This window comes from Candidatus Binataceae bacterium, assembly GCA_035294265.1.
Classification (GTDB): Bacteria; Desulfobacterota; Binatia; order Binatales; family Binataceae; genus DATGLK01.
Genome location: DATGLK010000061.1, coordinates 1 through 12,698, shown reverse-complemented (window position 1 = coordinate 12,698; position 12,698 = coordinate 1). Strand labels below are relative to the sequence as shown.

At 57.9% G+C, this 12,698-nt stretch carries 10 protein-coding genes and 1 riboswitch; of the genes, 1 reads left to right on the top strand and 9 read right to left on the bottom strand.

Annotated features, from left to right (window positions below):
* Window positions 1–131: 131 nt before the first annotated feature.
* A riboswitch (cobalamin riboswitch) is annotated at window positions 132–342 on the bottom strand.
* A 100-nt stretch (window positions 343–442) separates the two neighbouring features.
* Together VKV28_10415 and VKV28_10410 are read right to left on the bottom strand one after the other, a co-directional pair.
* Window positions 443–1,162 carry a nucleotidyltransferase family protein gene (locus tag VKV28_10415; protein ID HLH77208.1) on the bottom strand — a complete coding sequence of 240 codons (720 nt, stop codon included), beginning with the start codon at window positions 1,160–1,162 and terminating at the stop codon, window positions 443–445.
* Window positions 1,159–2,118 (bottom strand): NAD-dependent epimerase/dehydratase family protein, encoded by a 960-nt coding sequence (locus VKV28_10410; GenBank protein HLH77207.1) that lies wholly within the window; start codon window positions 2,116–2,118, stop codon window positions 1,159–1,161. Before VKV28_10410 ends, VKV28_10415 begins: the two co-directional genes overlap by 4 nt.
* A gap of 135 nt (window positions 2,119–2,253) precedes the next feature.
* Between VKV28_10410 and VKV28_10405 the strand changes: the two genes are divergently transcribed.
* Window positions 2,254–2,634: a Gfo/Idh/MocA family oxidoreductase gene (locus VKV28_10405; GenBank protein ID HLH77206.1), complete on the top strand. Its 381-nt coding sequence runs from the start codon at window positions 2,254–2,256 to the stop codon at window positions 2,632–2,634.
* A 490-nt stretch (window positions 2,635–3,124) separates the two neighbouring features.
* On the opposite strand, the gene asnB is transcribed toward VKV28_10405, so the two are convergent.
* From asnB to VKV28_10370, 7 genes are all read right to left on the bottom strand, one after another.
* Complete coding sequence (gene asnB, locus VKV28_10400; GenBank protein HLH77205.1) at window positions 3,125–5,047, bottom strand: asparagine synthase (glutamine-hydrolyzing); 1,923 nt, start codon at window positions 5,045–5,047, stop codon at window positions 3,125–3,127.
* Between the two features lie 437 nt (window positions 5,048–5,484).
* Window positions 5,485–6,366 (bottom strand): SDR family oxidoreductase, encoded by an 882-nt coding sequence (locus VKV28_10395; GenBank protein ID HLH77204.1) that lies wholly within the window; start codon window positions 6,364–6,366, stop codon window positions 5,485–5,487.
* A 51-nt stretch (window positions 6,367–6,417) separates the two neighbouring features.
* The gene (locus tag VKV28_10390) at window positions 6,418–7,707 is read right to left on the bottom strand and encodes a nucleotide sugar dehydrogenase (GenBank protein ID HLH77203.1); all 1,290 of its coding nucleotides are present in this window, start codon (window positions 7,705–7,707) and stop codon (window positions 6,418–6,420) included.
* 59 nt (window positions 7,708–7,766) lie between these two features.
* Window positions 7,767–8,795 (bottom strand): Gfo/Idh/MocA family oxidoreductase, encoded by a 1,029-nt coding sequence (locus VKV28_10385; GenBank protein HLH77202.1) that lies wholly within the window; start codon window positions 8,793–8,795, stop codon window positions 7,767–7,769.
* 144 nt (window positions 8,796–8,939) lie between these two features.
* Window positions 8,940–9,551, bottom strand: coding sequence for an SIS domain-containing protein (locus VKV28_10380; protein ID HLH77201.1), 612 nt, complete (start codon window positions 9,549–9,551; stop codon window positions 8,940–8,942).
* A 358-nt stretch (window positions 9,552–9,909) separates the two neighbouring features.
* Window positions 9,910–11,379 carry a PfkB family carbohydrate kinase gene (locus tag VKV28_10375; GenBank protein HLH77200.1) on the bottom strand — a complete coding sequence of 490 codons (1,470 nt, stop codon included), beginning with the start codon at window positions 11,377–11,379 and terminating at the stop codon, window positions 9,910–9,912.
* Between the two features lie 596 nt (window positions 11,380–11,975).
* Window positions 11,976–12,605, bottom strand: coding sequence for a hypothetical protein (locus tag VKV28_10370; protein ID HLH77199.1), 630 nt, complete (start codon window positions 12,603–12,605; stop codon window positions 11,976–11,978).
* Window positions 12,606–12,698 lie beyond the last annotated feature (93 nt).

Genomic DNA, 12,698 nt, shown 5'->3' with positions numbered 1-12,698 from the left:
AGGCTGCGCCAAGCGCAATCCCGAGGCCGCCCAAAACAATCGGTGGCATCACACAACCCTCGTCCAGGCGTGGTAACCGAGGGTCTCAAACAGGCAGGACAGGCCGGACTCTCCGTTTCCACGCGGAGTCGAAACGTCCGATCGCTTCGGGTAGGTCTCCTGACTCGTGGGTTCAGCGGGTCTTACGACCCTTCATCGCCGCCTCTCGCCCTTCCCCAGGAGCATCGTCTCCCGAGTGGATCAATCCAAAGGCAACTTCCCACATACAGTGGCGGGACCGTGCCGGCTTCGCACCGGCTTCCCTGTTATGCCCTGATGGGCACCCGCAACGACCAATCGCTTGAGTTGTAGCGTCGGCAGCCGATCAAGTCAAATCTGGGCGGCTGCCTGCGTTTTACAACCCACACCGACCAAGCTTAAAGCGGGAGTCCTCGCCTGCGCTTCAAATCCGGCAGGCGCCGCTCTCGACCAAGGCGACGGCACGCCGGTAACTCTCGGGAGTGTCTATCCCCAGGCAGTAACCGTCGATCAGGTGAGCGTACAGAGGCTGCTGTTCGGCCAGCAACCTAGGGAACAAGTCCTTGGCGAAGTCAAAGAATTGGGCTGGGGGTATCTGGGCCACCACCGCGGGCACGATTAAATAGACCCCGGCATTGACCAGCGAAGAGAGTTCGTCGTCGGCACCCTCGACAAATTCAACGATGCGCCGGTCGGCATCGATCTTCACTCGTCCGCCTGCGATCCCGGTATGCGGATGGCGGTTACGATCGAACACGGCGACGCTCACCGCTGCTTGCCGGCGCCGATGCTCGTAGCACATCGCCGCGAGATCGATAGCGACCAGGTTGTCGCCATAGATCACCAACACGACGTCATCCCAGTGGCCCGCGATGTTGCGCACCGCGCCGGCGGTGCCCAAAATCGTTGACTCTTGCACATAGTTAATCCGCACTCCCGCCAACTCATTCCCGATCACTTGTCGAATTTTGTCGGGCTTGTAATGCAGGTTGATCCACACCTGCTCGATACCCTGACTTGCCAACCAACGCAGGTTGCGCGCCAAAATCGGCTCGCCCGCCAGAGAAAGCAACGGCTTAGGCAGATCACCTGCGACAGCGGCAATTCGGCTACTCTTGCCGGCGGCTAATACAATTGTTTTCAACGGTGGCTCGCGCCGGCTTTCGACTCCAATCCGCCGAGGCCGTGCCGTTGATAATATTCCACGAAGCTACGCAAGCCAGTCTCGAGGTCCACCGTGGGCCGCCAACCCAACGCGGTCGCAGCGTCTATGTTCGCCAAGGTCTCCTGCGCCTCGCCCGGCATGTCCGGCTCGTAAATGGCCGGAATATCGCTGTGCAGGATCGCCGCGATCTTTTCATAAATTTGCTTCACAGAATGGTTTCGCCCACTACCCAAATTAAAAACCCGGTCGTCGGTACGGGGATCGTCGATACAGAGCAGGTGAAAGGAGTTGACGTCGTCGACGTGGATGAAATCTCGGCGCTTTTGGCCACTTCCATAGATTGTTGGCGACTCACCCCGCATCAATTTCAGAATAAAGGCGCTCATCACTGGAGGAATCGTGCGCCGGTAGTCCTGGCGCGGCCCGTAAACACAGAAATATCTCAGCGCGGTCGTGCGCAGGCCGAAGTAGCGCCGATATGCCTCGGCAAACGCCATGCCAGCCATTTTACTTACCGCATAAAAGCTCTCAGGCCGCAGCTCGCTCTCCGGCGTCGGCAAAACCTGGGATCCCTCGTATAGCGAAGAGGATTCTGCATAAATAACCTTGCGCGCGTTTGCCATGCGTGCGGCTTCGAACACCTGAACCGTGCCCGTAACGTTGATTGACGCCGTTTCGACCGGATCCTGCTGGCAGTCGGCAATACAGTTTTTGGCCGCCAGATGAAAAACCACGTCCCCTTCCCTGATCAGCCCGCTCAGTTTGCTATCCCTGATGTCAATCCGGTGGAACTCCACCCCGTCGGGAATCTGCTCTGAAACGCCATAGGCCAAATTGTCGACACCGATCACTCGGTAGCCTTCGCTCAACAAACGATCAGCCAGGTTGCTGCCGATAAACCCGGCCACGCCGGTAATCACGATACGTGGTTTCATAAATTCCTATCGCTAAGATGGCTCATTACCCAAGTTTGGTTGGCAAATCGACCCATTCGGCGCGCTCCGAAGCGCACTTGAACGCGAGTTCACCCTGCGCCATGCGCGCAAACACCACAGATGGTATCATTGTAAATGATACCCTGTGGAGCGCTAACAAACCCTACAACGGCGACATCATGTATTCCGTGGTTTAAAAACCTCGGCCCGCTAGTCGAGATCGCTGCCATCAGCGACCTCACTCCGGAGGGTGCATCCACGGTCGCTCGGGAGGCCGGAATTCCGGCCGCTTATCTTGATGCCGAAAAGCTGATTGCAAAGGAACGGCCCAATATGCTCGACATCTGCACCCCGCCGGCAAAGCATGCCAACCTCACTCTGGCGGCGATGGAACAGGGCCGCAGCCTGCTTATCGAAAAGCCGCTGGCGCTGACCCTGGAGGATTGCGATCGAATTGTGGAGACATCCCGCGCGCGCAACCTGCAGTATGAATATCTCACACGGCTTGTTTTATGAATCATTCACACAGGCGCGGGCAATGGTGGAATCGGGTCAATACGGTCGGTATGCAAGTGGTTTCAACACCGACCGCCCACATGACCTCACTGGTGTCATACGCTTATCGGGGGCGCGATTGGCGAAACCAGCCCGCACCCTGTCTACATGTCATTGGCCTTTCTCAAAAGTGTCGAGTCGGTGACCGTCGATGCTGTTAAGCTTTTACCACAGTACGCGCAATCGGCATTCGGAAATTATCGCATAAATCTGGTTAGCCAGCGTCCGCGGCACGATCAATGTCAATTAACTTACGCGACTCAACAATGCGTCATCCGGGTGGAAATCGCCTGCGCGGACGCTACAGTATTCGCCGGTATGCTTAGTAGCCGAAATCGACCCGGCGCCGATTACTGCCACTCGTATTTTGTCCTTCCGACACTTTTTCTTTCTCACCTGGCGCATTATTCGTGGGCCGCTCTCCGCGATCCTTTCCTACTCGCTATTCCGCTTAGCTGATCAGCTCTCGCGTTTCATCGACGGCAGCGCAATCTCCGAGAATGTAGCGTCTGTACCACAAATCAAACATTATCACTCCATATAGTTCGTAGGAATAATCGCATCGTCCGGCACGATGTTGGCCGCGGAGCGATTCAAGGTAGTCCCAATCGAAGATCCCCTGCCGCAGTGTTGCCGCCCGAGTCATGAAGCGGTCGAAGTAGGAACCTAGTGCCTCGTTGATCCACAGAGCCAAAGGCGCCACGAACCCCTTCTTTGGCGCCACGGCGTTGGCGGCCGGCAATAGATCACTAAACGCCTGCTTAAGCGTAATTTTGCTGCGAGATCCGCGAAGTTTGTCCTCAAACGGAATGTTAAAGCTATGATCCACCACGCGGCGGTCCAGAAATGGCACGCGCACCTCGACACTTGCGGCCATGCTCATCTTGTCGGTATACTCGAGCAAATTGTCCACCAGGAAGGTTTGGACGTCGGCACCGAGCACTCGGTTGAGATCCGTGAGGTCGCCGTCCAGATAGCGGCGAACCACTCGGTCGGACGATGACAGTTCGCGCACGCGGTGGTTGTCGCGAAGCAGCGCCTTCTTTTCCTCCTCGTTAAGATAATAAGTCCACTTGGTGTATTGACTGGCAAAATCGGCGTCGATCCCATCGACAAGTTGCCGGATCCTTCGCAGCTTCGGATTGTGCAGCCGGTCCGGAATCAGGCTCAGCAGGCCGCGCGCGCCTTCAAAGGCAAATTTGGGCACGAAGCGGAGCCAGCGCGCAGACGCTACCGCGCGATAACGCGGATAGCCCGCGAACAGTTCATCACCGCCCGCGCCACAAATCGCAACAGTCGCCTCGGGTCGGGTCGCCGAGCAGATCAGATACATCAAGTACGAAGTAGGGTTAGCAAAGGGCTGGTCGAAATACTCTACCAGCCGCAGGATATCATAGGGTCTGCCGGCATTGACGGTTATTTCGTGATGCTCAGTGGCAAAATGTTCTGCGACTTTGCGCGCCGCCTCGCGCTCATCGTAGGACTCCATGTGCTGTCCTTGGAAGGAGACCGTGAAGGTCTTGACTGGCTTAGATGAAAGCTGAGCCATCAGGCCCACCAATATCGGCGAATCCACCCCACCGCTGAGAAAGGCGCCCAGCGGCACGTCACTTATCATCTGCGCGCGGACGCTCTCGGTCAGCAACTCCCGCAGGCGCATGGTCGCGTCGTCCGATGACCAGCGTTCGCCAACCGTGCTTTGCCCGGGGCTCCAAAAGCGCTCCAGTCGAATCTTATCGCTGTCCAGGTCCAGCTCCAGCGTATGCGCGGGCGGCAACTGGTCAATTCCAGCAAACATGGTGTGCGGCCCGGGTACGCAATTGAAAGTCAGAAAGTCGTATAGTCCCTGCCAATTGAGATCGGGAGAATAGGCGCCCGCCGCCAGGATTGCTTTGATTTCGGACCCGAAGAGAAACCGGCCATCGTGATGATAATAATACAAGGGCTTGATACCAAGTGCATCACGCGCGAGAACCAGCTTACGGGCCGGACGGTCCAGCAAGGCAAATGCAAACATTCCCTCCAGCTTTTGGATTCCCGCGCGGCCTTCACTTTCGTAAAGATGAAGGATTACTTCGGTATCAGTCTGCGACTTGAAACGATGGCCCAGCTTAACTAATTCCTGACGCAATTCCGGAAAATTATAGATCTCCCCGTTAAATACCAGCCAGAGCTTCCCGGAACCATTGCTCATCGGCTGATGGCCGGCGGGCGAAAGGTCGATAATGCTTAGGCGCCGATGTCCCAAGCCCACCCTATGCTCCTCGAAGAACTCGATGCCGCAATCATCCGGACCGCGATGTCTGAGCGTATCAGTCATCGCGGTAAGCACGGAGCGTTCACCCCAGTTAACGGAGCCGGTTATGCCGCACATCGCTGACTACCGGTCGAAATATCACGCATCTTAAAGTGAAGACTCGAATTCGCCATAGCGAGCTTCATCAGGCGGGCTTTTCAACCTCCACCTTCATAAAGAAACCATGGCGGTCGCCGACAAATTTTTGTCACGAAACCAGCTGGATACACTTTCTGAATCAAACGCCAGACGCATCCTTGGTATTTGTCGGAGAGCTTGAAAGTCAGCAGACGCTTCAGTGAGATCAACGCCGTAGGCATGCGCCCCCGCGCGTGCCCATCGAATAAAATCGGTGCCGACGCCCAGGCCAACCGCGAGCACGCGCTTACCCCTGACCCGCGCGAGTTGTGCGAAGAGCCCCGTTGGCCGGTTGATCTTCTTAAAGCCCCTGCGCCGTATTTATACTCAGGACTTCGCTGCGAGAACAGCAAATAACTCTGGAATGCCAGGCAGGGCTATCGCTCGGGCGTATTTTCGAGGTTCTGCATAAGAGGTTTCAAGGTGAACGGGTCCATTCGCCGTAGGGTAAACCAGGGCAGCGACGCCACCTCTTCAATCCTGGCTGGATCCCAGGTTTGCCAGCCATCGTGAGGCGCGGAAATCAGCTTACCGGTAAGCGGAAGGGATTCTTTAGAAGCCAGAAAAACCGCCAACTCCGCCGGCAACTCGCGCGGCACGCCACCCTTGCCGGTTTCTCTCAGCTCGCGAATCTGCGCCAACAGACGGCCTGCCCGTTCACCCGCGGCCAGCACCTCGTCTTGAAGTTTGGTATCGACCGCACCTGGTGCGATGGCATTGACACGGATATCGTACTGCTTGACCTCCTCAGCCAAAGTCTCGGTCAGTCGCACAACCGCTGCCTTGGAAGCGCCATAGGCCGAGAATCGAGCCAATGGAGCGGTCGCGCCTCCTCCTGAATAATTAATTATGCTGCCCGAGCGCTTCTCCACCATGTGAGCCAGAACCGCTCGACAACACAAAAACGTCCCGTATAGGTTGATTTGGAACGCCTGGAGCCATTTCTCCGGAGAGACTTCCCACATCGGCCCGATCGGACCGTATACGCCTGCCGCGTTGACCAGTATGTCAACCGCACCGTAACTGTTCATCGCCGCAGCGACCAGATTGTGGACATCGACCGAATCAGTCACGTTAGCGACCTTCACGACAACCTCGCCACCCATCTGCGCAATGGTCCGCGAGACCTGCACCAATTCCGTTTCAGTTCGTGACGCGATTACCAGGCGCGCGCCCTGCCGAGCAAAAGCCAGGGCGGTAGCTTCGCCAATACCACGGCCTGCTCCGGTCACAATCGCAACCTTACCTTTGAGTTTCAATGTTTGTCTCCGCCAGCTGTGGCGTAACGATCGCTGGCCATGGTCCGCAACTTATCTGCCAATGCCGGAGTAAGTAAAGCCGGCCTCGCGCAGCAGCCCCGGATCCAGCAAATTGCGCGAATCGATAAATAGCGCTCGTCGGGTGGCGCTACGTAAACGTTTTAAATTAACATCGTTTAGCCCATCCCACTCGGTTACCAATACGACCGCGTCGCTGTCCGCGGCCGCCTCATAAACATCGGCGCACATCTTGAAGGGGGGAAGGTCCGGCACCTCGCCTAGACGGGCCAACGGGTCGAAGGCTTTGACCACCGCGCCTCCTTGGTCGAGTTGGCGAATAATGTCTAGGCTAATGGCACGCCGCAAGGTGCTGGTGCCAGCCTTGTAGGTGAGGCCCAAAATCGCCACCTGCAAACCCTTAAGCGACCCGTAATGTCTAATCAGCTTTCGCGCGATCAAGCCGGCACGAGAATCATTGACCGCCACCGTGGCATCGATAAGAGCGGTCTTGAGCGTGGTCCTGCTGCCCAACTCTTGCAATGCCCGCAGCTCGCGGCCTAGCGTGCCTCCGGCGAATCCCAGTCCCGGGGAAAGAAATGCGTATGGGCCGATACGCCGGTCCAACTTCATGATCTTGGCAACCTCGCTGGCGTCGGCGCCCAACTCCTCGCACAGATCGGAAATTTCATTAATGAAGCTGATCGACGTGGCAAGAAACGCATTAGAGGCGTGCTTTGCCATTTCCGCTGAAGCCAGATCAGTGGTCACAACGGGACGCTTTAAAGGCCGGTACAAATCGGCCAAGCGCGATGCAGTCGCCGGATCGTCACACCCGATGACAAACCGATCGGCTTGACGAAAGGTCTCGACGGCTGCCCCTAGGCGTAAAAATTCTGGCACGTAGGCCACAGTCACGGGATTAGCCGGGTTGTTTTCACTGACCAACTCCGCCAACTTCCGACAGGTCCCGATAGGAACCTGAGCGGTAATTACTAGAGTTAAATCTCCGGACCTGGACGCGGCAATTCGCCGAGCCGCCGCAATAATAGTTTCCAAATTGGAGCGGTCGTGGGTATCGACAGGCGTATCGATCGAGATGTACGCGTAATCAGCGCCGCGCAAGGCCCGCGCATAATCACTGGTAAATTCGAGCCTGCGCGCATCCAAATTACGCCGCACAATTTCGCCCAACAGCGGCTCGTAAACTGCCGGCTCGCCATGGTTCAAGGAATCAACCAGTTGCGATTCATCCACGCCACGAACCTGATGTCCGAGGTCCGCCAAGCAAGCGCTGAGAACCGCGCCCTGATGCCATAATCCCGCAATGCAGATATTCGCCATTAGTTCCTACTTCAATTTCGAAAGCCAAGTCGAAATCGTACTCATCAACTCCAAATAAGCTACAGTCTTGAGGCCGTATGGGTGCTCACTGACCGATATACCGCGTCGATCACTTGCAGCGCCTTGAGGCCATCGCGACCGCTACCTATCGGTTGAGCACCATGCTCGATGGCGCGCCTGAATTCCCGCCATTCGGCCGCCCAAGAACCATCCGGACCTGAATATTCGATGCTCTCCTCCTGAGGCACGCCGCCCTCCATCCGGCGACGGCCAATAACCAGTCGCTCGATTCCATAACTTCCGCCCAAACCTTCTATCAGTAGATAGCCGGTTCGACCGAATACTTCGAGTGAAAAAAGGTTTTTCCACTGGGTCCAACTGACGTGGAGCGAGGCGGTCTGACCGCGGGCGCCACGAAACATCGCGAAGGCGTTATCCTCGGCCGGGCGCACGTGCGCCGCCGACTTCCAGACATAGGCCGCGGTATAGCCGAAAGCTTCCTCCAGATCCGGAACGAACCAATTAAACAGGTCGATAAGATGCACGCCCTGGTCAAGCAACTCTCCGCCTCCCGAAACATTGACGTCCGCCCGCCATTCCCGTTCGTAGCCCGGTCTACCGCCGTGCCCGTAGCGGCCTCGAAGAAAGAGCACTTCACCGATCGCTCCTTGTTCGTAGAGTTCATGGGCGCGAAGCACCGCGGGGTGAAAGCGATGGTTGAATCCGGCTTTCAGGACCAGACCGGAATTGCTTTCCAAAGCAGCTATAACCGTCCGCGCCTCGGCGAGATTTCGCGCCATCGGCTTTTCGACCAGCACGTGTTTCCGATGGGTCAGCGCTTCAACGGTAACCGGGGCGAGCCAGTCGTTGGAAGTCGCCACCACCACCGCATCGAGGTCGGCGCGCGTAATCGCCCGCCAGTCGGTTGACCATTCGCATCCCATATCTTGCGCGACGTGACGGGCGCGGTCAGGATTGGTGTCGCCAACCACGACCACCCGGTCGCCGCTCTCCCGTGCTATCCTGGCACGCCGGGCGCCGATCAAGCCGCAGCCCACAACCCCGATTTTTATTTGTCCAATCTTCAAAGTTATTGATTAACCTGGTGTGCCTGCTGAAGTCTGGTGGCTTTCCTTGGACATGCCATTACACTACACTGCGAGCGCAGTTGGTGTTTCTTTTCCGAAAAGAGCCAATGTCATTTCACTGCTGCCGGACGACTTCAACGCTCTTTAGCGGGCACGCTCCCATTTCATTTCATTAGCGCGCAGTGCTGGATGCGAAACAATCAGGTGCCAAATGATGCCTTGGAATGCTTCCGTGTGAGGAGTAACCGTGGCCTCCTGGATTGTGGGCACAATCACGCAAGCATCGGCCGCCTGCGCGGTGTAGCCACCATCGCGACCAACGACTCCGAACACTCTGGCACCAACCGAGCGCGCCAGCTTTATTGCCTCGACCAGGTTGACACTGATCCCGCGCTCCTCGCTGCCCCCACCCACCGAAAAAATCATCAAGGCATCTTTCGCCGACAAGCGGCTACCGGCCAGCCAAGCCGCATAAGCGCCGTTCCAGCCGTCGTCATTGATCCGGGCGGTCAGCTCCGACACGTTGTCGGTTGGCGCATAGCTCTCGATATCGGCGATTTTACGGAAATCGTTGACCGCGTGTGAAGCGTTGCCCGCACTTCCGCCCACTCCCAAGATAAATAATCGCCCGCCTGTATCGCGCAGCGCGACTAGCCCCTCAACAATTTTGATGATGGCTGGCCGCGAAAGGAGGCCAGAAATTTCTACCACCTGAGCCAAGTAAGCATCCACGTAATCTCTGACTTCTTCTTTCATTCGACGTACCCCAAATCAGGCGCGTGGGCCGCCACCCCGCCGGCTCATCTACCTGGTAGTCGACGTCCTTCGCGCGGTTGTATTCACCGTCCAGCAGGATAACCGCGCAACCGGCGCCGCTGCCGGCACATCGCGCCGCGAGCCGCGGTTAAATTAACCCTCACTCCATGCATGGGCATTAGCCACCGCGCGTCACCTCGGGAGCGATGTTCGTCTCGAAGCCGTTCACCAGCTGCAGGCGATAATTTATTGACTCACCAGCGGGCAAAATCGAGAGGCAGGCTTGAGTGGCGGCCTTCGTCCACCAACGCATGTTGTGATATCTCGAGGTAAGTTTATAGGCTGCTTTGATCGCTGCTCAGCCGCACCAACTCGTGGAGGCGCTCGCGCGTTTGTCCAGCCGCGGTGCCAGCACCACGCGGCCGCCATAGCTTTCGACGAACCGGGCGTCAGCAAGGAGGTTGCCTTGGTAATCCTCGCCCTCAATTAGCACATCTGGGCGAATTAGGCGAATAGCCTGATCGGCCTGCGTGAAGTCGACAACCGTCACGTAGTCCACCGCCGCGAGCGCAGCTACAATGCGGGTCCGGTCCTCTTGAGAATATATCGGCTGGCCTATCCTCTGGGGCCGCCGCGCGCCGCTATCGCTAGCGAGCCCCACCACCAGTAAATCGCCCTGCGAACGGGCGAATTCCAGCAAATGAACATATCCAGCGCGAAATAAATCAAAACAACCGTTGGTGTAACAGATTCTCCGGCCCTCACCCCGGTTTTGCTCTAAGCGCACCGCCAGTTCCTGGAGGCCCACGATCTTGTTTTCCGAACTCCTGTGGCTATAACGCAGCGCGCAGTCGATGTCCTGGCGCGAAATAATGCTAGCCCCCTGGCGCGACACCTGCACACCGGCGGCGGCATTGGCAATCCTAGCCGCGGTCGGTCCGTCGGCACCACCAGCGAGCAGCAGGCCAAACGTAGTAAGCACGACGTCGCCGGCACCTACGACGTCGTAGACATCCCGCGGCTGGGTTGGAATATGGCCTCCCCCACCCTGGCGCAGCCCTAAGTACATACCGTCACGGTCCAGCGTGATTAGACAGCAATCGAGATCTAATTGCTCGATCAGATGGGCTGCGGCGCGCGGCCAGTTATCGGCCAATGATAAATCCAGGCCGGTGGCGCGCTGTGCCTCGAAGCGATTGGGAGTAAGTGCAGTGGCTCCGCGATAGATGGAGAAGTCGGCGCTAAGTCGCGGATCGACGATTACGGGCTTGCTCGCCCGGCGCCCCCCCTCGATCAGAACGCGCAGCAGCTTGGGCGTCAGCACGCCTTTGTTGAGGTCCGAGACCAGCGCGCCGTCCATCGCGGCGATCTTGGTCTCCAGCAGCTCTAACAGGCGCGCTTCGATCTCCGGCTCGATAGGCCGCACATCCTCGCTATCCACCCGCAGAAGTTGCTGCGTGGCGCGCTGCGCCGACATCACCCAGCCAAGCATTCGCTCTTTTACAATCGTAGGACGCCCAGGGTCGCGCACTACCGAACTGATGTCCACCCCCAGGGCGGCCAATAACTGAGTGATCAGCATGCCGTTGGGGTCTTCGCCAATCAGACTGAGCAGCGCCGGTTTGGCGCCCAGGGAACTAAGATTGGCGCAGACGAAGGCGGCGTTGCCCAGCCGCTCTTCCCGCCGCTGCACGCGCAGGACTGGAATCGGGGCTTCCGGCGAGACGCGTTCGACCGTCCCCCACACGTAGCGATCCAGTACGCTCTCGCCGGCGACCAAGATGCGCAAAGGAAGTGGGAAACTGGGCATGGCTAAATTAGCACTCATAAGCTCCGATAACTTCAATATAGTAGTTGTTTACTTTGCTTTACTCCAAAGCCCGGAGACAAATATGCGGAATGAGCGATAGGGTTCGCCGGCTCGCCTCGCTGTTGTAATTGTTGAGCCCGAGCCAGGGAGGGACCGACGAGCCCAGGAGACGGCGAGGTGCCGCCGAAGGCTATCAGGCATGCGAGAAGATGGAGAACCTAGGCGCGGCCCGTTCTGGGGCGCAGTCGAAGCCGAGGGGCACTACCCAGCCTGTGGAACACTCAAGCCAATGGCCTTCGGTGTGATGTTGGAGTCGCCCTGAGCGGGTCAGCCGCCACTATGCCAAGTTGTGGCCCACAGGGCCGTCTTCGCATGTTCCAATTCCGGTTTAGTTCGTGGCCAAGCCAGCGCTGCTCCCTTCTGGCTGATGCGACTTTCACCAGATGCCCGATTCTAGCTACGCTGCCAGACATTGGGTTGCATGCGCGAGCGATGATTCAGGACGGTTCAGTCAGCGATATATCGCAGACTGCCTGTTCGTAAGCAAAAGGACCAATCTCTGTTACCGGCCAAGCTCCCAAGCCACGGCGGCAACCAACAGGGGAAACATTATCTCATGATGGCCGGTAAGCGCGGTGGAGCGTCCGCCGTCCTCTGTAGGTCGCTGCAAAACATTCATACGCGGCCGATATTGTCGGATGAAATCCATGTCGGCGGTAGTTAGTTAGGCGCCGCACTTGCCGGCCGAGATTGCGCGCCAGATTGAGTGCCTTGACGAACACTTCCGGGAGAATCACCGCCGAGCCCAGATTGAGCACCACGCCACGCGTCAGGGTTGCAACCACCGCCGTTAAGCGATGGAAATCACGGAGCGTCGCTTTGCCGATCGCGGCTCCGTCGGCCTTGGGGTGCATGTGTATGATGTCGGTGCCTATGGCCACGTGTACCGTGGCCGGCACGCCAGCTTCGTGAGCCGCCGCCAACACACTCAACTCGCGAAACTCGAGCCTGGCCTCGACGATTTCCTGTCCCGCCACCTCACCCAGCCCACGCCCTTCGCGAGCCGCCCTTTTCGCCACCTCGCTTAGGAAGGCTCCCGTCTCCTCGGCCATTCCGAAGCTGCCGTCGCTCAGTCCCGCGCCGACGTCTTCCGACGTACGGCCGGCCCAGGCCAGCTCGAAATCGTGGATGGTCTGTGGTCTGCCCCCCGAAAAGCGGCACGAAAATGAGTTAGAGTCTGTCACCGAGAGGAGACGGACGAATGCGGGCGAGTCGGTTCAACGAAGAGCAGATCATCGGGATATTGCGCGAGCATGAAGCGGGCGCGAAGACGCCGG

Coding starts and splice junctions, on each gene's coding strand:
- VKV28_10375 (HLH77200.1), bottom strand. CDS start 11,379: ATGAGTGCTAATTTAGCCATGCCCAGTTTCCCACTTCCTTTGCGCATC.
- asnB (HLH77205.1), bottom strand. CDS start 5,047: ATGTGCGGCATAACCGGCTCCGTTAACTGGGGTGAACGCTCCGTGCTT.
- VKV28_10390 (HLH77203.1), bottom strand. CDS start 7,707: ATGGCGAATATCTGCATTGCGGGATTATGGCATCAGGGCGCGGTTCTC.
- VKV28_10405 (HLH77206.1), top strand. CDS start 2,254: ATGATACCCTGTGGAGCGCTAACAAACCCTACAACGGCGACATCATGT.
- VKV28_10380 (HLH77201.1), bottom strand. CDS start 9,551: ATGAAAGAAGAAGTCAGAGATTACGTGGATGCTTACTTGGCTCAGGTG.
- VKV28_10410 (HLH77207.1), bottom strand. CDS start 2,118: ATGAAACCACGTATCGTGATTACCGGCGTGGCCGGGTTTATCGGCAGC.